The 21,823-nt window shown below is 68.3% G+C and carries 24 protein-coding genes; 16 read left to right on the top strand and 8 right to left on the bottom strand.

Going from position 1 to position 21,823, the window contains the following annotated elements; genetic code table 11:
• The first annotated feature begins 190 nt into the window (after nucleotides 1–190).
• The 4 genes from ACIHFD_RS37725 to ACIHFD_RS37710 are packed head-to-tail and all read left to right on the top strand — an operon-like array spanning nucleotide 191 to nucleotide 5,823.
• Nucleotides 191–1,498: an ABC transporter substrate-binding protein gene (locus ACIHFD_RS37725; RefSeq protein WP_397371059.1), complete on the top strand. Its 1,308-nt coding sequence runs from the start codon at nucleotides 191–193 to the stop codon at nucleotides 1,496–1,498.
• Entirely contained in the window at nucleotides 1,495–2,424 is a 930-nt protein-coding gene (locus ACIHFD_RS37720; RefSeq protein WP_397371058.1) for a carbohydrate ABC transporter permease, read from the top strand. Before ACIHFD_RS37725 ends, ACIHFD_RS37720 begins: the two co-directional genes overlap by 4 nt.
• Nucleotides 2,421–3,248, top strand: coding sequence for a carbohydrate ABC transporter permease (locus ACIHFD_RS37715; RefSeq protein ID WP_397371057.1), 828 nt, complete (start codon nucleotides 2,421–2,423; stop codon nucleotides 3,246–3,248). Before ACIHFD_RS37720 ends, ACIHFD_RS37715 begins: the two co-directional genes overlap by 4 nt.
• Nucleotides 3,249–3,255: 7 nt before the next feature.
• Complete coding sequence (locus tag ACIHFD_RS37710; RefSeq protein ID WP_397371056.1) at nucleotides 3,256–5,823, top strand: family 78 glycoside hydrolase catalytic domain; 2,568 nt, start codon at nucleotides 3,256–3,258, stop codon at nucleotides 5,821–5,823.
• Nucleotides 5,824–5,908: 85 nt separating this feature from the next.
• On the opposite strand, the gene ACIHFD_RS37705 is transcribed toward ACIHFD_RS37710, so the two are convergent.
• The 4 genes from ACIHFD_RS37705 to ACIHFD_RS37690 form a co-directional block, all read right to left on the bottom strand.
• The gene (locus tag ACIHFD_RS37705) at nucleotides 5,909–8,152 is read right to left on the bottom strand and encodes a hypothetical protein (RefSeq protein WP_397371055.1); all 2,244 of its coding nucleotides are present in this window, start codon (nucleotides 8,150–8,152) and stop codon (nucleotides 5,909–5,911) included.
• 83 nt (nucleotides 8,153–8,235) lie between these two features.
• A complete protein-coding gene (locus ACIHFD_RS37700) occupies nucleotides 8,236–9,507 on the bottom strand; it encodes a cytochrome P450 (protein WP_397371054.1) in 1,272 nt (423 codons plus the stop codon).
• 1 nt (nucleotide 9,508) lies between these two features.
• Nucleotides 9,509–9,709 (bottom strand): ferredoxin, encoded by a 201-nt coding sequence (locus ACIHFD_RS37695; RefSeq protein WP_355210443.1) that lies wholly within the window; start codon nucleotides 9,707–9,709, stop codon nucleotides 9,509–9,511.
• Nucleotides 9,706–10,347: a TetR family transcriptional regulator gene (locus ACIHFD_RS37690; RefSeq protein ID WP_397371053.1), complete on the bottom strand. Its 642-nt coding sequence runs from the start codon at nucleotides 10,345–10,347 to the stop codon at nucleotides 9,706–9,708. The genes ACIHFD_RS37695 and ACIHFD_RS37690 overlap by 4 nt, the downstream gene beginning before the upstream one ends.
• Nucleotides 10,348–10,729: 382 nt before the next feature.
• Here ACIHFD_RS37690 and ACIHFD_RS37685 point away from each other — a divergent pair, with 382 nt between their 5' ends.
• From ACIHFD_RS37685 to ACIHFD_RS37645, 9 genes are all read left to right on the top strand, one after another.
• Nucleotides 10,730–11,500, top strand: coding sequence for a class I SAM-dependent methyltransferase (locus ACIHFD_RS37685; RefSeq protein WP_397371052.1), 771 nt, complete (start codon nucleotides 10,730–10,732; stop codon nucleotides 11,498–11,500).
• Between the two features lie 418 nt (nucleotides 11,501–11,918).
• The gene (locus ACIHFD_RS37680) at nucleotides 11,919–12,134 is read left to right on the top strand and encodes a hypothetical protein (RefSeq protein ID WP_397371051.1); all 216 of its coding nucleotides are present in this window, start codon (nucleotides 11,919–11,921) and stop codon (nucleotides 12,132–12,134) included.
• A 95-nt stretch (nucleotides 12,135–12,229) separates the two neighbouring features.
• Nucleotides 12,230–12,487 carry a hypothetical protein gene (locus tag ACIHFD_RS37675; protein ID WP_397371050.1) on the top strand — a complete coding sequence of 86 codons (258 nt, stop codon included), beginning with the start codon at nucleotides 12,230–12,232 and terminating at the stop codon, nucleotides 12,485–12,487.
• Between the two features lie 43 nt (nucleotides 12,488–12,530).
• Nucleotides 12,531–12,923 carry a hypothetical protein gene (locus ACIHFD_RS37670; protein ID WP_397371049.1) on the top strand — a complete coding sequence of 131 codons (393 nt, stop codon included), beginning with the start codon at nucleotides 12,531–12,533 and terminating at the stop codon, nucleotides 12,921–12,923.
• A 2-nt stretch (nucleotides 12,924–12,925) separates the two neighbouring features.
• Nucleotides 12,926–13,717, top strand: coding sequence for a histone-like nucleoid-structuring protein Lsr2 (locus tag ACIHFD_RS37665; protein WP_397371048.1), 792 nt, complete (start codon nucleotides 12,926–12,928; stop codon nucleotides 13,715–13,717).
• 40 nt (nucleotides 13,718–13,757) lie between these two features.
• Nucleotides 13,758–14,135 carry a hypothetical protein gene (locus tag ACIHFD_RS37660; protein ID WP_397371047.1) on the top strand — a complete coding sequence of 126 codons (378 nt, stop codon included), beginning with the start codon at nucleotides 13,758–13,760 and terminating at the stop codon, nucleotides 14,133–14,135.
• A gap of 39 nt (nucleotides 14,136–14,174) precedes the next feature.
• Nucleotides 14,175–14,918, top strand: coding sequence for a hypothetical protein (locus ACIHFD_RS37655; RefSeq protein WP_397371046.1), 744 nt, complete (start codon nucleotides 14,175–14,177; stop codon nucleotides 14,916–14,918).
• 592 nt (nucleotides 14,919–15,510) lie between these two features.
• Nucleotides 15,511–16,800, top strand: a complete 1,290-nt coding sequence (locus ACIHFD_RS37650) for an FAD-dependent monooxygenase (protein WP_397371045.1) — start codon at nucleotides 15,511–15,513, stop codon at nucleotides 16,798–16,800.
• A gap of 757 nt (nucleotides 16,801–17,557) precedes the next feature.
• Nucleotides 17,558–18,061 carry a hypothetical protein gene (locus ACIHFD_RS37645; RefSeq protein ID WP_397371044.1) on the top strand — a complete coding sequence of 168 codons (504 nt, stop codon included), beginning with the start codon at nucleotides 17,558–17,560 and terminating at the stop codon, nucleotides 18,059–18,061.
• Between the two features lie 58 nt (nucleotides 18,062–18,119).
• On the opposite strand, the gene ACIHFD_RS37640 is transcribed toward ACIHFD_RS37645, so the two are convergent.
• From ACIHFD_RS37640 to ACIHFD_RS37625, 4 genes are all read right to left on the bottom strand, one after another.
• A complete protein-coding gene (locus tag ACIHFD_RS37640; protein WP_397371043.1) occupies nucleotides 18,120–18,422 on the bottom strand; it encodes a S1 RNA-binding domain-containing protein in 303 nt (100 codons plus the stop codon).
• Nucleotides 18,423–19,006: 584 nt separating this feature from the next.
• Complete coding sequence (locus ACIHFD_RS37635; protein WP_397371042.1) at nucleotides 19,007–19,129, bottom strand: hypothetical protein; 123 nt, start codon at nucleotides 19,127–19,129, stop codon at nucleotides 19,007–19,009.
• A gap of 197 nt (nucleotides 19,130–19,326) precedes the next feature.
• Nucleotides 19,327–20,139, bottom strand: coding sequence for a DUF4386 domain-containing protein (locus tag ACIHFD_RS37630; RefSeq protein ID WP_397371041.1), 813 nt, complete (start codon nucleotides 20,137–20,139; stop codon nucleotides 19,327–19,329).
• 3 nt (nucleotides 20,140–20,142) lie between these two features.
• The gene (locus ACIHFD_RS37625) at nucleotides 20,143–20,478 is read right to left on the bottom strand and encodes a nitroreductase family deazaflavin-dependent oxidoreductase (RefSeq protein ID WP_397371117.1); all 336 of its coding nucleotides are present in this window, start codon (nucleotides 20,476–20,478) and stop codon (nucleotides 20,143–20,145) included.
• Nucleotides 20,479–20,717: 239 nt separating this feature from the next.
• Between ACIHFD_RS37625 and ACIHFD_RS37620 the strand changes: the two genes are divergently transcribed.
• Genes ACIHFD_RS37620 through ACIHFD_RS37610 form a run of 3 tightly spaced genes read left to right on the top strand, consistent with a single transcriptional unit; the run spans nucleotide 20,718 to nucleotide 21,812 of the window.
• On the top strand, nucleotides 20,718–21,416 hold the full coding sequence (locus tag ACIHFD_RS37620) for a TetR/AcrR family transcriptional regulator (RefSeq protein WP_397371040.1): 699 nt from the start codon (nucleotides 20,718–20,720) through the stop codon (nucleotides 21,414–21,416).
• Nucleotides 21,307–21,666 carry a recombinase family protein gene (locus tag ACIHFD_RS37615; RefSeq protein WP_397371039.1) on the top strand — a complete coding sequence of 120 codons (360 nt, stop codon included), beginning with the start codon at nucleotides 21,307–21,309 and terminating at the stop codon, nucleotides 21,664–21,666. The genes ACIHFD_RS37620 and ACIHFD_RS37615 overlap by 110 nt, the downstream gene beginning before the upstream one ends.
• A complete protein-coding gene (locus tag ACIHFD_RS37610; protein ID WP_397371038.1) occupies nucleotides 21,663–21,812 on the top strand; it encodes a hypothetical protein in 150 nt (49 codons plus the stop codon). The genes ACIHFD_RS37615 and ACIHFD_RS37610 overlap by 4 nt, the downstream gene beginning before the upstream one ends.
• Nucleotides 21,813–21,823 lie beyond the last annotated feature (11 nt).

Here is a 21,823-nt window from a genome sequence, read left to right as displayed (position 1 = left end):
CTCCAGGCCGGTGCCGCGATGAATAACGTTACCCATTCAAGAGATCGGATATCCAAGAGTCCACCCACTCCACGTGGATCACGATTGGGGACCGTTCCTCAAATCGAGCCTTGACCGCCAGGCCCTGTAACGCTTACGTTAACTCGCATCGGGGGGCGTTAAAACGATTCAACGGACCCGGAGGGGCGTTGTGAAGACCTCTCACCGCGCGCTGGGAGCGGCTCTGGCCGTTCTCACGATGACGGCCCTGACCTCCTGCGGCTCGAGCTCGGGCGCCGAGCCGGCAGCCGACGGCACAGTCACCCTGAAATACCTCGTGGACAACGGCCAGGGCTCGGTCGACACGGCCAAGGCCATGACGGAAGCCTTCATGAAGGCCAACCCCAAGATCAAGATCGAGATGGAGACGCGACCGCCCGGCAGCGAGGGCGACAACATCGTCAAGACCAGGCTCTCGACGGGCGACATGACGGATGTGTTCGCGTACAACTCCGGGTCGCTGCTGCAAGCGCTCAACCCGTCGCAGACCCTGGTCGACCTGGCCGGCGACCCGGCGATCCAGAACGTCCAGAAGGACTTCCTGCCGGTGGTGAGCCAGGGCGACCACGTGTTCGGCGTGCCCTCCGGCACCGCCCTGGGCGGCGGCATCCTCTACAACCGCAAGGTCTACGAGAAGCTCGGCCTGCAGGTCCCGAAGACCTGGGACGAGTTCATGGCCAACAACGAGAAGATCAAGGCGGCCGGGATCGCGCCGGTGATCTCGACGTTCAAGGACACCTGGACCTCGCAGCTGTTCGTGCTCGGCGACTTCTACAACGTCCAGGCCGCGGTCCCGAACTTCGCCGCCGACTACACCGCGGGCAAGGCCAAGTTCGCCACCACGCCGGCGGCGCTGGCCGGGTTCCAGCACCTGGCCGACGTCAAGGCCAAGGGCTACCTCAACGAGGGCTTCGGCTCGGCGACCGCCGACCAGGGCATGAAGATGCTGGTCGAGGGCAAGGGCGCGCACTACCCGATGCTCAGCGCCCAGGTGCCGCCGCTGGTGGACACGATGCCGCAGGCGGCCACCGACGTCGGCTTCTTCGGCGTCCCCGGCACCGACGCGGCCAAGAACGGCGCCACCCTCTGGGAGCCGGGCGGCGTCTACATCCCCAAGAGCACCAAGAACCTGGATGCGGCCAAGAAGTTCCTGGCCTTCGTCGCCTCGCCGGCCGCGACCGAAGCGGTCAGCAAGGTCGTGCAGCCCTCGGGGCCGTACCGCATCACGGGCGCCAAGCTGCCGGACGACGCCGTACAGGTGGCCAAGGACCTTCAGGCGTACATCGACAAGAGCGCCACCGCGCCCGCGCTGGAGTTCCTCTCCCCGGTCAAGGGCCCGTCTCTTGAGCAGATCACCGTCGCGGTCGGCTCGGGGCTGACGCCGGCCGCCGAGGGGGCGGCCCAGTACGACAAGGATGTCGAGAAGCAGGCCAAGCAGTTGGGGCTCGCGGGGTGGTGACCAGGCAGGACGCCGGGCCCCGCTCGGGGCCCGGCCCGGCACTCGCGCGGCCGCCCGCCGGCCCGGCCAAGCGCAGGTCGGCCTACCCGTACGCGCTCTACCTGCCGGCCGCCGTCGTCTACCTGGTGATCTTCCTGGTGCCGACGGTGATGGCCTTCTACTTCGCGCTGACCCGCTGGACCCTGTTCGACAGCACCTTCGTGGGCCTGGACAACTTCCGCGACTTCCTGTCCGAGCAGAACCTGCGCATCGGCTTCACCAACACGCTGTTCTACGCCGTCGTCACCAGCGGCCTCAAAGTGATCCTCGGCCTGCTGCTCGGCGTGCTGCTCACCAGCAAACTGCGGCTGCGCGGCTTCCTGCGCTCGGTGGTGTTCTTCCCCGTCCTGGTCTCCACGGTCGCGGTCGGCATCACCTTCAGCGCCCTGCTCAGACCCGACACCGGCCTGGTCAACAAGGCCCTGGCCGTGGTCGGCATCGACGGCCCCGACTGGCTCGGCGACGCCGGCACCGCGCTGCTGTCGGTCGCCCTGGTGGATGTGTGGAAGGGCGTCGGCATCGCCACCGTCATCTACATCGCCGGCATCCTGTCCATCCCCCGCGACTACTACCAGGCCGTGGCCGTGGACGGCGGCGGGGCCTGGCACCGCTTCCGCCACGTCACCCTGCCCCTGTCCTGGCCGGCCACCTACTCGGTGATCATCCTGTCGTTCATCGGCGGCCTGCGCTCCTTCGACCTGATCTGGACGATGACCCGCGGCGGGCCCGGCTTCACCAGCGACACCATCGCCTCGATCATCTACAAGCAGTACCAGGCCGGCTTCTTCGGCCTGTCCACCGCCGGCAACGTGCTGCTGTTCGTCGTGGTCACCGCCATCGTCGTCCCGCTCAACTACGTCCTCGGCAAAAGGCAGGTGCCCGCATGACCGCGCTGAGAAGGCTCGGTGCCGAGGCGATCGCGCTGGTGCTGGCCGGGGTGATCTTCCTGATCCCGTTCGCGCTCATGCTGCTGACCGCGGTCAAGGACCAGACGCAGGCCACCGACCTGGACTTCGCCTGGCCGGCCAACTGGCCGATCGTGCAGAACTTCGTGGACGTGATCGAGGCCCGCGACTACGTGCTGCTGCGCGCCTACGTCAACAGCACCGTCCTGACCGTCGCGTCGGTCGTGCTGATCGTCGTGTTCGCCTCCATGGCCGCGTTCGTGCTGCAGCGCCGCACGGGCAGGCTCGGCTCGGTGGCCAACTTCCTGGTGCTGACCGGGCTGATCATCCCGCCTGCGATCGTGCCCACCATCTGGCTGCTGCAGGCGCTCGGCCTGTTCAAGACCCTGCCGGGGCTGATCCTCATCGAGGTGGCCTTCCACATGGCGTACTCGGTGCTGCTGTTCCGGGCGTTCATCGCGGCCATCCCGCGCGAACTGGACGAGGCCGCCCAGATCGACGGCTGCACCGGGCTCGCGCTCTTCTTCCGGGTGATCTTCCCCCTGCTCAAGCCGGTCACCATCACCGTGGTCCTGACCACCTCGGTGGCCATCTTCAACGACTTCGTCAACCCGCTCTACTTCACCCCCGGCGACGACAACGCCACCGTGCAGGTGACCCTCTACAACTTCCAGAGCCAGTACAACACCCAGTGGAACCTGCTGTTCATGGACATCGTCCTGATCACGATCCCACCGCTGCTGCTCTTCATCTTCTTCAACCGCAAGATCGTCGCCGGCATGACCGCCGGCGCCATCAAGGGCTAGGAGACCCGTGACCCTCGTGCATGTCGAAGCGCCCGTCTTCGAACACCACCACGACCCCATCGGCATCGGCGAAAGCGCTCCGCGTCTGTCGTGGACCGTCGCCACCGAACTCCCCGGCTGGCGGCAGCAGGCGTACGAGATCGAGCTCAGCGACGGCACGGCCACCGGCCGGGTCGAGTCGGCGGAATCCGTGCTCGTGCCCTGGCCGGACGGCGAACTCGGCTCGCGCGAACGGCGCGGCGCCCGGGTGCGCGTGCACGGCCGCGACGGCTCGGTCAGCGACTGGAGCCCCTGGTCGTGGGCGGAGGCCGGGCTGCTGGAGCCGGCCGACTGGACGGCGGGCGCGGCGGCGCCGCCGCTGGAGCTGCTGGGTCTCCCCGACGGCCCCGCGCTGCTGCTGCGCCGCGACTTCACCGTCCGCGGCCCGATCGAGCGGGCCCGCCTGTACGTCACCGCCCACGGCGTCCACGAGACCGAGATCAACGGCCGCGTCGTGGGCGACGACGTCCTGGCCCCCGGCTGGACCAGCTACGGCCACCGCCTGCGCTACCGCACGCACGACATCACCGACCTGCTGACCGAGGGTGCCAACGCGATCGGCGCCACCCTCGCCGACGGCTGGTATCGAGGCCGGATCGGCTTCCGGGGCGGCAAGAGCGACCTGTACGGCGACCGTACCGCGCTCATCGCCCAGCTCGAGATCGCCTACGCCGACGGCACCACCGACGTGCTGGCCACCGACGGGAGCTGGCGCTGCGCGACCGGGCCCGTCACCGCCGCCAGCCTGTACGACGGCGAGAAGTACGACGCCCGCCTGCTGCCGTCCGGCTGGTCGGGCCCCGGCTTCGACGACGCGGCCTGGCTGCCCGCCGACTCCCTCCCGCACGACCCGGCCCTGCTCGTCGCACCGACGGGCCCGCCGGTCCGGCGCATCGAGACGCTGGCGCCGGTGGAGACGCTGACCGGGCCGGACGGGGAGACGATCCTCGACTTCGGCCAGAACATCGCCGGCCGCCTGCGCATCCGCGTCCAGGGCCCGGCCGGGCACACGGTCACGCTCCGGCACGCCGAGGTCCTGGAGAACGGCGGGCTGGCCATCCGCCCGCTGCGCGACGCCGCCGCGCTCGACCAGTACACGCTGCGCGGCGACGACGGGCCGGAGGAGTGGGAGCCGCGCTTCACCACGCACGGCTTCCGCTACGCGCAGATCGACGGCTGGCCCGGCGAGCTGGACCCGGCCTCCGACGTCGTGGCCGTGGTCTGCCACACCGACATGCGCAGGACCGGCGACTTCACCTGCTCGGACCCGCTGCTGTCCCGGCTGCACGACAACGTCGTGTGGAGCATGCGCGGCAACTACGTCGACCTGCCCACCGACTGCCCCCAGCGCGACGAGCGGCTCGGCTGGACCGGCGACATCCAGGTCTTCGCACCGGCCGCCGCGTTCCTCTACGACTGCTCGGGCCCGCTGGCGTCCTGGCTCGCCGACCTGGCCGTCGAGCAGGTCCAGGAGGGCACCGTGCCGCATTACGTGCCGTGGGTGCCGCTGCTGTTCGGCAACTCGCCGACCGCCGCGTGGGGCGATGCCGCGGTGCTCGTGCCGTGGACGCTCTACCAGCGCTTCGGCGATCTCGGGCTGCTACGCCGGCAGTACGCGAGCATGAAGGCGTGGGTGGACCAGGTGGACGGGCTGGCCGGCGACGACCACCTGTGGAACGAGGGCTTCCAGTTCGGCGACTGGCTGGACCCGGCCGCGCCGCCGGACGACCCCGGCAGGGCCCGTACCGACCACGCGCTCGTCGCCACCGCCTACCACGCCCACACCGCCGCGGTCCTGGCCGAGACGGCGGCCCTGCTGGGTCACGACTCCGACGCCGGGCACTACGCGGCCCTGGCGCGGGAGGTGCGCGAGGCGTTCCGCCGGGAGTTCGTCACCCCGTCGGGGCGGCTGGCCTGCGACACCCAGACCGCCTATGCCCTGGCCCTGACCTTCGACCTGCTGGACGGGGCCGAGCAGCGGGAGCGGGCCGGGCGGCGCCTGGTCGAGCTGGTCGGCCAGGACGACCACCGCATCGGCACCGGGTTCGTCGGCACGCCGCTCATCTGCGACGCGCTCTGCTCGGTCGGAGCGTACGACACGGCCTACCGGCTGCTGCTCCAGCGTAACTGCCCGTCCTGGCTGTACCCGGTGACGATGGGCGCCACGACGATCTGGGAGCGCTGGGACAGCCTGCTGCCCGACGGCTCGGTCAACCCCGGTGAGATGACCTCGTTCAACCATTACGCGCTCGGCGCGGTGGCCGACTGGATGCACCGCACGGTGGCCGGGCTCGCCCCGGCCGCCCCCGGCTACCGCCGCCTGCGCATCGCACCCCGGCCGGGCGGCGACCTCACGCAGGCCTCGGCCCGCCTCGACACCCCGTACGGCCTCGCGGCCGTCTCGTGGGAGCGGGACGGCGAGACGCTCACGGTCACGGCGACCGTGCCCCCGGGGACGGTCGCCGAGGTGGACCTGCCGGGCGCCATCCCGCAGGAGGTGGGCGCCGGGACCCACACGTTCACCACGACGATGTGACCCTCGATGCCGGGCTGGTGGCGGGTCTACCGCCACCAGCCCGTGCTGCTCCTGGAGGCTAGCCACGCGGACGTTGCGTATCCGTTCAGCTTCCGCCTGGCGTGCGATAGGAGACGACCTTGTCGCCGTTCGCCGGGTAGGCCATGATCAGCAGCCGCTGGGTGCCGTACTTGTCGCCCTTCCAGGGGACCCAGGCGAAGTGCACCCGGATGCGGTAGTGGCCCTTGCGGCCGTAGAGGGACAGGTCGGGCAGTTTGGTGCCGCTGAGGCCGTCCGACAGCACCATCTGCCCGGACGAGCTCAGGTAGCCGACCTCCACCACCTGGTCCCAGCCCTTGGTCTCCACGGGCGGGCGGCGGGTGTAGGTCTCGAGGGTGACGCAGACGTGAGCGTCGGAGTGGGTCATCACGGCCAGGTGGCCGGGGCCGCTCCCGACCAGTCCGTTGTCCGCGGCTTCGGCGTAGACCTCCGCCGGGTCCTCGCCGTCGTCCGTCTCGTCGTACATCTCCAGACCTCCCTCGGGCCACTCGGGCTTCTTGAGGACGGAGGATCGGGCGGGCGGGACGAGTGGGCGGTGGCGCGGGGCCGCGTCGCATTTGCGCTGTTCCTCCGCCTCCCATTCCTCGAACTCCCGGTCCGCGGCGGCGCGTTCGGCCTTGATCGCCGCGTCGGCGCGCGGGCAGATCCCGGCGAGCGTCGAGGCCAGGCTCTCGGCGTTCACCCGCAGGCGGGCCAGCTCCCGCCGGTCGTCGCGGGTGTAGGCGTCGCACAGGCGGCGGCCGTGGGCGAGCAGCACCTGGTCGGGGGTGGTGGCGGCGAACGTACGGCCGGTGCGTACCGCGCACACGAACGCCCGCTCGCCGGTCGGCGGCGGAGGCTCCTCGTCGTACTCCCAGGAGTCGCGCGGCGAGCAGTCCTCGGCCGTGGTGACGGGGCCGCGCGCCAGGTCGGCGGCCGGGACGACGCACAACGCCGCGGCCACGGCCAGCAGGTGGTGCAGGGGGCGGCGCTTCGGGGTGGCACCGTACAAAACGGTCAGGATGAGGGCGGAGGTGGCGAGCGCGGCGCCGTACCACAGCGGCGAGAGCCCGAACCGGAACCCGCCGTCCTCGCCCCTGCTCAGCAGCGCTTCCGGGTAGATCAGCATCCTGTGGGAGAGGGACTCCTCGACCGGGTCGGGTTCGTACGTGAGGAAGGAGACGGCGCCGATCACGGCGGCCAGCGCCAGGGCGTTGACCGTGGCGCGCAGCAGCGGCCGGGTCCTGCGGACGACCGCGATCAGGATCAGCGCGGCGGGCGCCCCCACGCCGACGAGCACGTCGAAGGCGAACCACGTCATGATCGCGCCGGCGCCTGTCTCCTCGCGCAGGAACCTCTCGATCACGCCCCTGGGGCCGATCCACAGCACCGAGCCCTGCGCGAGATTGACGGCCGCGGGGACGAGCGGGAGCGCGACGGCCACGGCCGCGAGCTGCCAGGGCCGCGCCGCCGCCCGCTCGGGCGCGGGCCGGACCAGGGGCGACTGCGGGATCGGGTTGGCCAGCTCGTGGGCGGAGCGGGCGTCCCACACGATGCCGAAGACGCTCGCCGCGCCCAGGAGGCTGTGGTACAGCAGGGAATAGTTGATCTCGTCGTACACCAGCATGTACGAGTACGACGACGGCGACACGAACGACATCGCCCCCGAGATCGCGCCCGTACACACCGTGGTCCGGCTCCAGCGCGGATCCCTGGCCTGGCCCACCAGGATCGGCACCATCCACAGGACCCAGATGAATTCGTCCAGCCCGCCGAACGAGCCGATGCTCATGAGGGCAGCCAGGTCGAACCAGTAGGTGATGCTGGTGGCGATCAGCGAGACGGCACTGAGCGTGCCCGCCACGAGCGCGAGGAGCCGCCATCCCCGGGACAGCACCGGGGCGAGGACCAGCGGAAACAGCCAGACGACAAGCAGCTGGAGCAGGCCGCCGAGCACGCCCGTCCACCATGCGTACGGGATCGGGAGCCGGACGACCAGCGTCAGGGCGAGGCTGACGTACAGGGCCGCTCGGAGCAGCGCGACCCGCCTGCCCCTGCCGGTCAGCGCTCCGGCGGCGCGCCCGCGCAGCGCCTGCCAGTAGGCCCAGCCCTGCAGCAACCCGGCCGCCACGACGAGGAGCTCCGCCCACCAGACGAACGGAACCTCGCGCGGGTCCCACTCCCCCACGACCAGCCGCCGCAGCAGCGCGGGGTCGCGGGTGACCAGCGCGACGACGCCGAGCGCGACGACCAGGGCCGCGTAGGCGAGGGCGAGCGGCGCGGCGATCCGGCCGAAACGGTAGCGGCGCACGGGACATCCTCGGGGGGCGGTTCGGACCGGGCAAAGGCGCCCAACCCTAGCGAGCCACCCCGAAGATGATCAAGTATCGGTGGTCAGCCGATGCGGAGCGGGAGCGTACGCGGGCCGCGGACCTGGCCCGTGGCCCAGGTGACCGCCGCCGGGTCGTCGAGGCCGAAGACCGGGGTGCGCTCCAGCCACACCTCCAGGGCGATCCGCAGCTCCATGCGGGCCAGGTGCGACCCAACGCAGCGGTGGATGCCCAGGCCGAAAGCGGCGTGCCGGTTGACCTCGCGGTCGATGACGACCTCGCCGGCCCGGTCGAACTGCTCCGGGTCGCGGTTGGCCGCCGGGAACGACAGCAGGACCCAGTCGTCGGCCTTCATGTCGACGCCGTTCCAGCGCATGTCCTCCTTGACCAGCCGCGCCATGGTGACCGGCGCGTAGGCCCGCAGGAGCTCCTCCATCGCGGCCGGCAGCAGCCCGGGCTCGGCCACCAGTCGCTCGCGGTCGCGCGGCGTCTTGGCCAGATGCCACAGCGACGCCCCGATCGCGCTCCACGTGGTGTCGATCCCGGCGATCAGCAGCAGCGCCATCGTCCCCGCCACGTGCGAGGACTCCAGCTTCTGCCCGTACAGCTCGGCGTCGACGAGGTAGGTCGTCAGGTCGTCGCGCGGGTGGTCCACGTGGTCGCGGATCTGGACGAGCAGGTAGTCGAACAGCTGCTCCATCCCCTCCATGCGCTTCTCCGCCGGCCGGTTCACGCCTTCGAGCGCGTTCTCGATGAACTCGCGGAAGCGGGGCCCGTCCTCGGGCGGGAAGCCGAGCATGTCGGCGATGACCCGCATCGGGATGTGCTGGGCGTAGTCGCGGGCCGCGTCCACCACGTCCTGGCCGGCTAACCCGTCGATGAGCTCATGGCAGAGCGCCCGCGTCGACGCCTCCCGCCTGGCGACGGCGGTCTTGGTGAACGCCGGCAGCAGCAGCCTGCGCGCGTCGTGGTGGAACGGCGGGTCGGAGGAGATCGGCGGCGAGCCGCCGATCGGCGCGACCTCGCGGGGCGGCCGGAAGTTGCTCATGATGATCGAGCGCGAGGAGAATCGCTCGGTGTCGTACGCGATGGCCGCCACGTCCTCGTGCCGCGTCGGCAGCCAGCCGCCGCCGAAGCGGTCGGTGTGCGCGATCGGGCAGCGCTGCCGCAGCTCGTCCTGGATGGGGTACGGGTCCGCGGCCCACTCGGGCTCCAGGTGGGAGAAGTCGGTCGCCCAGTCGGACACCGGGCCGGTGACGATCTCGTTGCGCGTGCCGAGGGGCGGGTCGTCTCCCGTGCCCCGGAAGTCCTGGCTGAAACGGTCGTCAACGGTCATCTCACGCCTCCTCCTCGAGGTCGATCGCCCGCTCCGGGCAGTTGGCCACCGCCAGGCGCGCCGCCGGCTCCTCCCCCGGCGGCACGACGCCGTCGCCGACGACCTGCCCGTAGCCCTCGCCGTCCTCGCCGAACAGGCCCGGGGCCAGGTCGTAGCAGCGGCCGTGTCCCTGGCAGCGCCCGGGATCGATCTGTACTTTCACTGCGGCTTCTCCGCTCTCTCTGGTGGGGCGATGGGCGGGTCTTCCGCTCTGTCCGGTGGGGCGATGGCGGCCACGACGCGGGTCAGCAGCGCCGACCACTCGGCGTCGTCGACGGCGTGCAGGTCCGGCGTGATGAGCGCGCTGCCCATCGCCAGCAGCAGGCAGAAGTGGGCCAGCGCGTCCGGCGACAACCCGGGGTCCAGCTCTCCGTCTCGCTGGCCCGTGCGTACCAGCTCGGCGATCCAGTCGGCCCGCTCCCCCACGTAGTCACGCATCGGCCGGGCGACGTCCTCGTCCCGCCTGGCCGCGACCAGCGCCTCGACGACGAGGTAACCGGGAGCCTCACGGGGCCGCGGCAGCCGTCGCCCGAGAACCAGGAGCAGCTCCGCGGCCGACCGATCGGGGTCGGCGGCGAACAGGCCCGCCAGGATCCGCCGCCCGTGGGCGCGCAGCGCGGCGACGAGCAGTTCGGCCTTGGAACCGAAGTGCGCGTACAGCGCGCCATTGCTCACCCCGGCGGCGGCGGCGATGTCGGCGACGCGCGTGCCGTCGTACCCGCGTGCGGCGAACACCTCGGCGGCCGCCTTCAGCAACCGCTCACGCGTCTCGGCGGCCGTGACGCCCGCGATGCGACCCATGAGTGAATTTAAAGATTGTTCATTTGATACGTCAAGCACATCCCGGTCGCTGTCCCTCTGTCTGAGTCGCTTGCAGGTGTCAGTACGGCACGGGAGATGTCAGTGGATTTGGCAGTAGGCCATCGGAGATTGACGTTGGGGGCGCTAGTTGGCCCATGGGGGTGATAGGTGGCCCCGCGTTTCCGCCAGGCAGGTCCGACTGAGCGCCTGAGTCGGCGGGATGTGCGCTTGAGTTGGCGAGTTCTGCTCATACGAGGAGCGAGGAGAGGCTGCTTCGGTCCGGCTCGATCTGCTGTCTTCGCTGGCGAGAGGGATGTTAGGCCGTTTGCGAGCTTGATCCAGATCTGCCGTATGTCTGTGCCGCCGAGACTGCTGGGCCAAAATGGCCCGCATGCCTACCATGCCCGAAGATCACGTTGAGACCGCAAACCCCTCCGCACTCAACGCCTATGACATGATCGCCGAGGGGTACACGGCCGAGAACGAGACGAGCCTCCTGAACGCGTACTACGAGCGGCCCGCGATGCTGGAGCTCGCCGGGAACGTGGCCGGAAGGCGCATCCTCGACGCCGGCTGCGGCTCGGGTCCCCTGTTCTCTGAGCTGCGCGATCGAGGCGCCATCGTGACCGGCGTCGACGCGAGCGCCGGGATGCTGGAGCAGGCCCGGCAGCGGCTGGGCGCCGACGCGGATCTGCAGGTCGCCGACCTGGCCAGCCCGCTGCCTTTTCCCGACGAGGCGTTCGACGACGTCATCGCGTCGCTGGTGCTGCACTACCTGGAAGACTGGGGACCGACACTTGCCGAGCTTCGACGCGTGCTGAGGCCTGGTGGCAGGCTCCTCATCTCGATCGACCATCCTTTCAGCGTCGTTCTCTTTCAGCACATGGCCGGGAAAAGGCCCAAGTACTTCGAGACCCGCAGCCGGACCGAAGAATGGGTCATGGGTGGGCAGACCGTCCAGATGAGGTTCTGGAACCGGCCACTGCACGCGATGACCGAAGCCTTTACCGCGGCGGGCTTTCGCATCAGCGTCATCAGCGAACCGCCGTTCGTGCCGGAAGCCCGCGAGCTGTTCCGCGAGGAGCTCCGCGAGATCGAGCCCACCCGCACGAGGTTCCTGTGCTTCTTGTTCTTCGTTCTCGAAGCCAGCTAGGCGCCTCGTAACGATCAATCGTGGTGACTGAGCGTTTTCAGCGGGCGATTCCCGAATTGAAGCGCTCAGTCACGGCAGGGAAGGCCCTCCAGAGGTCCTGTTCTTGGCGGAATCGGTGGTACGTCTGCTTCAGGAGTGCTGTGGTTGAGTGATGACAGTACGCGACGCTCAGGAGGTGCGGTCGGAGTCCTGCGGCTTGGAAGAGCTGTTCTGCGCTCACACCTCCAGTGAGCAGTCGCCGGGTTCGCTGTTGCTGAACTCGCAGTGGCCACGCCGATGGAGTGGGACGTGGCGGACGCCAGCAGGTGAGCTCGTCTGCCCAGTCCGGGACCTGGCGGCCGTGCCGGCGTTGGAGTGCATACCGGTTCGCCGGTTCTCCTAGCGAACAAACCTGCGCCACCGCCCAGGCCTGGAATTCATGGTGTCGACCGGCCGGATGCACGGGTTCGAGTCGCTGGAGGAGCAGAAACTGCTGCTGGCGCTGGACTTCGCCGGCGCCGTGATGGAGGTCCTGCCGCAGCCGTTTCGGCTGCGGTTCGAGGCCGACAACGGCTTCGGCGAGCATGTCCGGATTTCTTGGCGGTGCTGCGAGACGGATCAGCATGGCTGTTCGACGTCCGGCCCGCTTCGTTGATCCGAGATCGGGATGACGTCGCCTTCGCCGCGGCGCGGGAGGCGGCGTGGGCGGTCGGGTGGCGGTATGCGGCGGTGGCGGGGTGGCGCCCGCACGTGCTGTCGGTGATCGACGTGATGTCCGCGCAGCGCCGCCCGCTGCAAGACCCGCTGGGCTTGCAGGGGCAGCTGCTGGAAGCGCTGGCGGCTGGGCCGGCCGGGTTCGGGAAGCTCGTGGCGCGGACGTCGCTGCCGGCCGTGGCCCGCGCGCATGCCCTGCATTTGCTCTGGCACCGTCAGCTCGGAGTCGATCTGTCGCGTCCGCTGGCGGATCGTTCGCTGGTGTGCTCGGCGGCTGAAGGGACCGAAGAATGATGCGACCGGCGGGGCTGCTGGGCCGCTGCTCAGCGCCGCTGCAATGCTCATCGTCGACGAGATCCGCTTTGGCGGCATCCTGCTGGACGCGCTGCGCTTCTTCATGGACCAACGCCGCTTCGACCCCTGGGCCGGCACCCTCTGGCACGAATACTGCGACGACTATCACCCCACCGCGGTCACCAGCCGGGTCCTCAACCACCTCAAGATGAGAACCGTCGACCCGGCACTGCTCAAACCGCTTGCCCTCTGGGAACCAGGCGCGCCTCATCACCTGCACCCGCCTGAGACCGTCGAAGACCTGACTTGCCCGAGGCAGCGCTGCTCCTGGCCGGCGAAGGACTACGCCTCTGGGAGAGGGTTACATCTCCCCAGGTCGGGCCCGTCGGGAGAATCGCAGGGCAGACAGGGCATCAAACCTATCGGTAGTTTCTGATCATGCCCGATGCCGACTTCACCCCCCTCCGCGTCACCTACCGGACGCCCAAGCTCGGCCGCACCCAGATCCGGGACTGGGCGAGAGCGAACGGCTATCCGGTCAGTGAGCGTGGCCGGATAGCTCCAGAAATCACCGAGGCCTTCTTCGCCGCCCATCCCGAGATCCTCGAGCAGGCGAGCACGTTCGAGATGGTCCGCGCCACCGCGAGAACTCCCGGCGCGTCGCCAGAAGATTACGGGTGGGAAAAGGGCAGCGGGCTCGGCGACATCTACACCATCGTCTTCGTCCGCGGCCTCGACGAGCATGAGGTGCTTCGCCGGATCGGGGCCGCAGACGACGACATTCGGCTCATCACGGATGAGGACTACTCTCAGCCGGAAGGGCCGGAGATCATCACCGTGAGGCGAATCGAGGACTGGACGATCGCCATCGAGGACTGCGGCTGGCGAGCCTCGCACATGGAGGCCCTCTGCCCTCTTTCCCGCGACGGCGGCCAGGCGGTGGCGGTAATGCGACATGATTACGCCGCCCGGCACCGTCTTGCCTACGCGGTCGACGGCGCATACCTCACCGACATCGACCCGACCGTCCCCAGACGACGGCATGGCGCAGATCCTGACCGGCTCAATCGACACCTTCGTGAGCTCGGCATTGATCCAGCTGCCGATGACCACATCGAGAACGCCATCCCGGCGGCCCTGGCAATTGCCAGTCGGATCACCAATGTCATGATCACCCCACAGCACCTGCGCCGCCCTGCCCTTGGCGCCGCCATACCCGGGGCCTACTGATCACCTTGACCACCCTTCGTGATCTCGGCACCATGCCGACATGAGTGCTGGCCTGATCATCGCGATGCCTCTCCGCCAGTGGGGACTCATCGACGCATCCATGGACAACGACGCCAGCGTCGAAACGGTGAACGGCAACCGCCGCCGGGCCGACCTCGCGCGCAGCATCCGAAGGGCCGGTTGGGATCAGATCGCCCACTGGACACCGGGCGTTCCGGGCTCCGGTTCGTGGCCGCCGCCGGACGAGATCGTGAAACCCAAGCTCACGATCGCTCAATGGCTTCTCACGAGCGACGTCCTCGAACGCTGGGCCGCAGCCGCCGATCGCACCGGGCGTCACGACACAGCCGCGCAAGAACGCGAACTCCGGGAGCTGATCATCTCGCGGCTTCGAGCGCACGGCGTTCAGACTCACTGAAGTCGCCGCAACATGCTCACTAACAGGAGGAACCAAGGGATGAAGCAGGTGCCGCACCCCGACCGAGTGGTATTCGTTGACTGGCACGGCGTGCTTTCCTGCGACCCCTTCTGGGCGTCCATCCGAGAGAACGCCCGGCATCCGCTTCACTCGCAACTCGTGGAGAGCCTTGCGCTGATCTTCACCGGCGAGGGGGCTCACGCCTGGATGAAGGGCCAGGTGTCCTCCGCTCAGGTGATCGCAGGCATGGGCATCAAGCTGGATCGCCGGTTCCGCGACGACTTCCTCCAGCGCCGGCTACTGGCCGACTGCGCCCGGATGCGGGTCAACGTTCCGTTGTTCGAGATGCTCCGCGAGCTCAAGACGAGTGCCTCGATCGTCGTGTCCACCGACAACGCGGATTGCTTCGCCGACACTTTCAGGCGGGTACGCAAGACCCAGCGCCCGGCTGGCCACCGTCCGGCGGCAACGTTGGCCGAGTGGGCCTTCGTCTGCGACGACATGATCTGTTCCAGCGACGTCGCAGTACTCAAGAGCGAAGGTATCGTCCGCTTCTTCGGACCTTGGCTGAGCCGGCACGGCATGTCCTTCCAAGACGCGCTGCTCATTGATGACTCAGCGAACAACTGCGCCGCTTTCCGAGAGCGGGGAGGAACCGCTCTGTGCTGGAAGATGGGCGCCGACGACATCACCGAGGCCGCAACCGCGGTCAGCCGATGGCTCGACGGGTCTGCCGCATCCGAACTCTCCTACGCTGCCGCTCGCGGCGAGGAGAACGGATAGAGACACCCGTCTGGAGGCGGCGCCGGCAACTTTCGGTCAGATACTTCGCAGCCTGGAGCTATAGCCCTCAACCCACGCACGCATGATCTTCGGCGGGGTACTGTCAACTTCGATGACGCGAATGCTGGTATTTCGACGCCCGTCGTAATGACAGTATCCAGGTCAGCCGCAGGCCCCACCGTCATGTTCAGTGGCTCCAGACACCCTCTGTCCGAGTCGCTTGCAGGTGTCAGCACGGCACGGGAGATGTCAGTGGAGTTGGCACTAGGCCATCGGAGATGTCAGTAGGCGCGTGTATGGCAGGATGTCCGTTCTCACTGGTCCTTTCAGCGTCTCACTGTGTTGCGCGCAGATCTGGCGAATTCTCAGGTGGCGGCCTAGTTCGCCTGGTTTGCACCAGTCTGGGCTGAGTTGGCGTTTCTCATCAATGTCTGCCGAGGCTGAAGCGATCATGACCGTGCCCGTCGCACGCACATGCCGAGTTCAGGGTGTTTGCGGGAGCGTGGACGCGATTTCGGTCGTGCCGATGAGTTTTGTGCGGACCCGTGGTCGATACGGCTGGACACACCGACAGAAGCATATGGAGGCAGTGATGAGCGTCGACGACTCCAAGCAGGAGCACACCATCCGGACTGGCGGGCAGGGGACGCGGGTGAGCGGTCCCAGGGTGTTGGTGGCGGGGGCGAGCATCGCGGGACCCGCGCTGGCCCATTGGCTGCGCCGGCGGGGGGCCGAGGTGACCGTGGTGGAGCGGGCTCCTGAGCTGCGTCCCGGCGGGCAGGGGGTGGACGCGCGCGGGGTCGCCAGGGAGGTCATCGGGCGCATGGGGCTGGACGCGGCGGTGCGCGCGGCGTGCACCGACACCGCCGGCGCGCACACCGTGGACGCGGACGGGCAAGTGCTGGAGACCTTCCGTGCCGACGACGACGGTGGGGACGGGTTCATCGCGGACATCGAGATCCTGCGCGGGGACCTGGCCCAGGTGCTCTACGACGACACCCGCGACGGCGTCGAGTACGTCTTCGGCGACCGAATCGCGGGGCTCGCCCAGGACGCGGACGGGGTCGACGTGGTCTTCGCGGGCGGCGACCGGCGGCGCTTCGACCTGGTGGTCGGGGCCGACGGGTTGCACTCGGAGCTGCGAGCGATGGTCTTCGGGCCGCATGAGCGGTTCCTCCGCCACCTCGGGCACGTGCTGGCCTTCTACAGTGTGCCCAACGAGTTCGGGCTGGACCGCTGGCTGCTCGAGTACCAGGATCAGGAATCCGGGCGCTCCGCCCTCCTGCGGCCCATCCAGGACGCCACCCGGGCGATGGCCATGTTCTACTTCGCCTCGGCCGACGTCGACGTCGACTACCGCGACGTCGCGGCCCAGAAGGTCCTGCTGCGTGAGCGGATGGCGGGCCTGGGCTGGTTGACCCCGGACATCCTCGCGCACCTGGACGACACCCCGGACTTCTACCTCGACCAGGTCGCCCAGGTGGTGATGGACCGCTGGTCGAGTGGACGGGTGGGGCTGCTGGGGGACGCGGCGTTCAGCTCCTCGCCGATGTCGGGGCAGGGCACCGGGCTGGCGCTGGTCGGCGCCTACGTGCTGGCCGGAGAGCTGGCTGCCGCCGGGTGGGACCCCGACGCCGGGTTCGCCCACTACGAGGCGCGGATGCGCTCGTTCGTCGAGGCCAACCAGGAGATCGGCCGGTTGAACGCCCGCAGCCGCGACGTCCCCGGGCCAGACGCCGAGCCGAGCCCCGATTTCGCCGGCGAATGGTTCGCCGAGCTGGTCGGGCGCGCGATCAACGGCATCGAGCTGCCCGACTACGCGGGGGTGCCGGACTCCGCAGCCCCGGCCGGATCGTCGATCACCTCGTCGGCCAAGCGGTAGGTGTCACCCGGCCTCGGCGGTTGGCGCTGGTAGTTGCTCCAGCGCCCGGGGAGTCGTTCGCGTCCTGGGTAGAGCGGTTGGCGGTACGCAATGGATGCCCGTCGTGGGCGATCGTCGAGGCGTTAGGGCTGGATGTTTGCGGGACCTCCGGTGATGTCCGCGCATTGGCGTACGGCATCGTCTCGACTGCGGAGATGTGCGAGGCGGTTGAGGCCGCTTCCGGGGTGGGTGCCGAGATCGTGCAGGCAATGTACCTGGACGTGTTCAGCAGCACGGCAGTGGACCTGACCGGCGTTCGTATGGAGACAAGGAGTCGGTCCGGCGGGCAGATGCTCGGGAGTGGGCGCAGTTCTTCGGGGGCCGGGCCTGACCGGAGTGTGTGGCGGTCTCTGGGGAGCGTGGCAGGTGTGGTGGAAGCTGGGTTGGGCTGCAGTTTGTCCGATTCACCGGATGCTGCCGGTGGATGGCCACCCGAGGTGCGGTGTTCGCCTGCGACGAGGACCTGCTGGTCAACCATGTGAAGCCTGCTGGATGCGCTGCGCTACTTCATGGACCAACGCCGCTACGACCCCTGGGCCGGCATCCTCTGGCACGAGTTCTGCGACAACTATCACCGACTGCGGTCACCAACCGGGTCCTCAACCACTTCAAGATCAGAGCGTCGACCCGACGCAGCTCGAACCGCTCCCTCTCTGGGAACCCGGCCGGCCCCACCACGACGGCACCCGAGCTCAGGATCGATCGGAAATGTCAGCACATGACCACCACTCGCACCGTCTCGTTCGACCTCTGGGTTTCCTACGGGCAGGCATATCTCGTTGATGACACTGACGACAACCCGGGCTATGCCACCTTTGCCGATGACCATCCAGATCATCCCGTCGGAATCATCCGCGTGGAGGACGGCGCCGCTCTCTTGCTCACGGGCACACACACAGGCACCCTCGTTTTTTCGGCAACCGTGGCTGACCACGACCCGGGAGCGAACACCAACGAGTATGAGGACGTTGTGGAGATCAGCTTCCAATCGCAGGCCGGACGGCTTTCGTTGTGCGAGTGGGGAGGCGGACGCGTTCACGAAATTCCCGAGCTGCCCTCGGGACCAGGGTGGTATCGGTTGCGCTATCACGCGGTGAACATGGACGAGGATTCGGAAGCGGAAGACCGTTATCTGCTGCAGATCTGGCCGCAGCCTGAGTCCATCCCACGGGTGGTCAAAAGCACAAGCGCGCAACTCGCCTACTGGCGCAGCGCGGGCTGACGCCCCTCTTGGCGACGTCCTCCCGCCGACCCGCCGAGGCGGTCCCGTGGCACATAGATCACCGGCGAGACAGGGCGAGCCGACGCCGCAGCGTGTCGATCTCGATGATGATCACGCTGACCTCGTCGCCGGCCCGAACCTCGTCGCCTGATGCCTCGGCCGTCGGGGCGGTGAGTTCGCTGAGATGGATCAGGCCTTCGACGCCGTCTGCCACGCGGACGAAGACACCGAAGGGCACCACTTTGATGACCGTGCCGTGCAGGATCTGCCCGACATGAGCGGGCGGCGATCCACGCCGACGTGATGAGCGACGTCGCGACGGCGGCGGAGGCCCGGAGATCGATACCCGGGGTGTGGTCATGTACGCGGTCGCCGCGACGGTGGTGGTCGGCCTTCGGGGAGGATCGGACCGGATTCTGGCGCTACTGCATTCGGTACCTATAGGGGGTTGACGAGCATCCGAACGAAAGTCGCTCTTGGAAGGCCATGGGGCCGACCTGGCGTGGATGGCCGTTCCGATGGTCTCTACCTGTGCAACCATGCTGGCCGACGCTCAAGGCCCGCATGTCCGGCTCGGTGTGGCTGGAAGGGGTTGCAGCGTGGCCGGCGAGCAGACCAGGCCGGGAGATGGACAGCTGTCTGTACACCGGTCGCATGCGCGACGGCGTCCAGCCCATCCCTGTTGGGGAATACCCCGGCATCGGCAAGCCCTGGACTCCACCCGTGACCGGGTAGGGGCCGCCGCTACGCCTTTTCGGTGGGCATTCAGGCATGGCTTGTGCGTCTGTTTCGCTCTTGATGCCCTCTCGGAGGGTCGACTACGAGCCTGCCCTGGCCCGTCCTGTTCCTCCCGCCCCTCTCGGTGCGCCTCGGCCGTTGATGGGAGGGTCGCGGCGATGCAGTCGAGGACGCGCTGGAGCCCGTACCGGAACCGGTCGTCGCGGCTCAGGTACGGTCGGCGCTCGCACTGGTTGGATCGTCCGGCTCCAGCGGGTCGAGGTTCTCGTCAAAGGCGAACGCCGCGTTGCCAGGCTGATCGGCCAACTCCGCGCCTTGCAGATTCAGCACTAAGAGTCGCTTCCTGACGATTGGCGTATGGGTCGAGGTGACTCAACCAATGCGCGGCGGGCGGCGGAACGACGGCGCCTTGGTGGGCGGTAAGCCCGGAGTGCCTCACGTGCTACGGGATGAGATGTTCCCTGGGTCAACGCCTCACGAGTGGCGGAATCCGCAGGCCGTCGCAACAAGGTGGGACGGCCTGCGCGTCAGCCGCGCCGGACGCCGTGCTGGCGGGCCGTGGTTGATGTATTCGTAGCGAAGCCTCTTGTCATCAACCACACGGCGAAGACAAAGCTCTGCAGGCCCAGTGGCGCATTCATGGCCAGGTAGAGCGGCGTGACCACGTCGGTCAGGCGAAGCAGCACCAAGAAGCTCGCCGATATAGCTGCTCCGATTCCCAGAAATCCCCACCCGGACAGCCATCGAGGGACAGATCTCGACCGCCATAGAATGCGGAACAACAGGAGATCTCCGAGGCTCAGCGAGATGATCAATGCGACGTGATTGACCAAGTCGCGCGCCGTCCGCAGCAGCTCGCCCAAGACCTCGAGGTGGGGTGCGTCCGAAGCGCCGGCTTGGGTGAATCGATGGCCCAGCACAAGAAACAAGGGCAGGAGAATCACGCCCATGAAGTGGAACGTCGCTGCGATCAGCCGGAAACCAAGGAAACCCTGACTGAGCGCTTCGTTCTCCGCCCTCAATGTCGGATAAAGGTACAGTGCGAACCCGACATAGGCGGGGATCATGATGGACTGAGCAACTGCGCCGACGATGACCTGGCTCTCGTGTGCGGAAATGAGAGCGAGATAGCGTGGCTCCTCGAGAGCGGGAACGATGCTCAGTGCGCCGGCGATCATGCCTACGATGACCAGTGTGCCCGCAATTGCGGTTGCCCGCCTGTTTATGTGCACGTTGCTTGTCCTGTGATTGTCGTGGTGGCGGAGTGTGTCGGCGCCGGATCGGCGAGCCGGTTCAGGCTCCCCGACGCGCAAGACGGGGACCGCCGGGGCGGCGGCCATGGGTCAGCCTGTGAGCAGGTCCATGCGGAGGAACTCGGTGATGCGGAGCAGCTTCGGTGGGCGTGCCACCTCATCGGGGAGGGCCTGGAACGCCTCGTCCTTCCCGGCAAGACGTGGGGCGGTGAGTTCCACCTCTCTCCCGTCGACCCGGAGCCGCGCACCTCCGGCCGCCAGGACGTTCTGCACCCAATCGGAGCGTGATCCATACACCAGAACGAAAAGATAACCGCCGGCGACAGGATGCGCATCGAGCGGCGTGCGATAGGTAGCGCCAGAAATGCGACCGATGTGAATCAGCACCGGCCATCTCCCGCCGGCTATCGCGCGAGGGTTGAACATCCTCTTGTTCACGTGCCCCCACCATCTCGGCATCGGCATCGAATTCTCCTTCTCTCGCCCCGGCGGGGCGCGTCACAGGGCAGGTATCGGCTGGCCCCTGGCTGACTCGAACATGGAGAGCCTTACACACGTAAGGCAACTTACGGATGTAAGGTAGGCTTACGCTCGTAAGGCTGTCAACCCGCCCACACCCCGGAGCCGTCGTGCCACCACCACCACAACCGCTCAGCAGAGGCCTCGTGCTGGAAGCCGCGATCGGGGTCGCGGATCGCGGCGGCGCGGAGGCGATCACCATGCGCCGGGTGGCGCAGGAACTGGGCGTGGAGGCGATGTCGCTCTACCACCACGTGCCGAACAAAGACGCGATCCTCGACGGCGTGGTCGACATGGTGTTCGCGGCGATCAAGCTACCCGGTGCCGAATGCGACGATTGGCGCGATGCGATCCGTACGCGTGCCTTCTCCGCACGCATGGTCCTGTCGCAGCACAGCTGGGCTCTCGGCCTCATGGACTCCCGTCGCGATCCGGGGCCGGCGACGCTGCGCCACCACGACGCCGTCCTGGGCGTCCTCCGGAAGGCGGGGTTCACGCTGCCGATGGCCGCGCACGCCGTCTCGCTCATCGACAGCTACGTCTCCGGGTTCGTCCTGCAGGAGGCGAACCTGCCGGTGACGACGCCGGACGATGTCGAGGAAGTGGCCGGCGGCATCCTCCGGCATCTGCCGGCGGAGGAGTTGCCGTACCTCACCGAGATGATCCGCGACCACGCCCTGCGGCCGGGCTACGACTACACCAGCGAGTTCAGCTACGGCCTGGACCTGATCTTGGATGCCCTCGAAGCTCGCCGGAGGGCGGCAGGAACTGCAGAGCCAGATCGACGCGCTGCAGGACGCGGGCTGCCAGCCGATCTTCTCGGAGAAGATCAGCACCCGCGTTAAGGTGCGGCCGGAGTTCGCCCAGGCGATGGAGTACGCGCGCACGATCAAGACGGGCGTCCCGCACCAGCGTGTGATCTTCACGGTTCATGAGATGAAGCGGCTGAGTCGCGGCGCTGCTGAGCTGCAGGCCATCGCCGAGGAGTTGCGCCTGCATGACATTCAGCTGGAACTGCTCACCGGCCCGCTGCAGGGAGTCTACGACCCGTCCGGGCATGGGGCGGCGCTGTTCAGGTGTTCGACGACGACATGATCACTTATGCGCGGACGTTGCGGGCTCGCGGCGTGGCGGTACCCGAGATCGCCCGCAAGCTGGTCATCCCTACCGGCAAGAACAAGGGCCGGCACCCCTCCGTCGCCAGCGTCTACCGCGTTCTGGCCGACGGGCAGGCCGGTTGAGGTACCAGGGC

The organism is Nonomuraea sp. NPDC051941 (assembly GCF_044593615.1).
Note: the sequence above shows the minus strand (reverse complement) of the source record. Positions and strands in the feature narration are given on the sequence as shown.

Bases quoted from the DNA above. Each gene is read 5' to 3' on its own strand.
- ACIHFD_RS37640 (WP_397371043.1), bottom strand. From the start codon at position 18,422: ATGACCACACCCCGGGTATCGATCTCCGGGCCTCCGCCGCCGTCGCGA.
- ACIHFD_RS37690 (WP_397371053.1), bottom strand. From the start codon at position 10,347: ATGGGTCGCATCGCGGGCGTCACGGCCGCCGAGACGCGTGAGCGGTTG.
- ACIHFD_RS37645 (WP_397371044.1), top strand. From the start codon at position 17,558: ATGACCACCACTCGCACCGTCTCGTTCGACCTCTGGGTTTCCTACGGG.
- ACIHFD_RS37660 (WP_397371047.1), top strand. From the start codon at position 13,758: ATGAGTGCTGGCCTGATCATCGCGATGCCTCTCCGCCAGTGGGGACTC.
- ACIHFD_RS37655 (WP_397371046.1), top strand. From the start codon at position 14,175: ATGAAGCAGGTGCCGCACCCCGACCGAGTGGTATTCGTTGACTGGCAC.
- ACIHFD_RS37670 (WP_397371049.1), top strand. From the start codon at position 12,531: ATGCTCATCGTCGACGAGATCCGCTTTGGCGGCATCCTGCTGGACGCG.
- ACIHFD_RS37665 (WP_397371048.1), top strand. From the start codon at position 12,926: ATGCCCGATGCCGACTTCACCCCCCTCCGCGTCACCTACCGGACGCCC.
- ACIHFD_RS37625 (WP_397371117.1), bottom strand. From the start codon at position 20,478: ATGTTCAACCCTCGCGCGATAGCCGGCGGGAGATGGCCGGTGCTGATT.
- ACIHFD_RS37700 (WP_397371054.1), bottom strand. From the start codon at position 9,507: ATGACCGTTGACGACCGTTTCAGCCAGGACTTCCGGGGCACGGGAGAC.
- ACIHFD_RS37685 (WP_397371052.1), top strand. From the start codon at position 10,730: ATGGCCCGCATGCCTACCATGCCCGAAGATCACGTTGAGACCGCAAAC.
- ACIHFD_RS37615 (WP_397371039.1), top strand. From the start codon at position 21,307: ATGCCCTCGAAGCTCGCCGGAGGGCGGCAGGAACTGCAGAGCCAGATC.
- ACIHFD_RS37630 (WP_397371041.1), bottom strand. From the start codon at position 20,139: ATGGCCGCCGCCCCGGCGGTCCCCGTCTTGCGCGTCGGGGAGCCTGAA.
- ACIHFD_RS37610 (WP_397371038.1), top strand. From the start codon at position 21,663: ATGATCACTTATGCGCGGACGTTGCGGGCTCGCGGCGTGGCGGTACCC.
- ACIHFD_RS37650 (WP_397371045.1), top strand. From the start codon at position 15,511: ATGAGCGTCGACGACTCCAAGCAGGAGCACACCATCCGGACTGGCGGG.
- ACIHFD_RS37680 (WP_397371051.1), top strand. From the start codon at position 11,919: ATGGTGTCGACCGGCCGGATGCACGGGTTCGAGTCGCTGGAGGAGCAG.
- ACIHFD_RS37715 (WP_397371057.1), top strand. From the start codon at position 2,421: ATGACCGCGCTGAGAAGGCTCGGTGCCGAGGCGATCGCGCTGGTGCTG.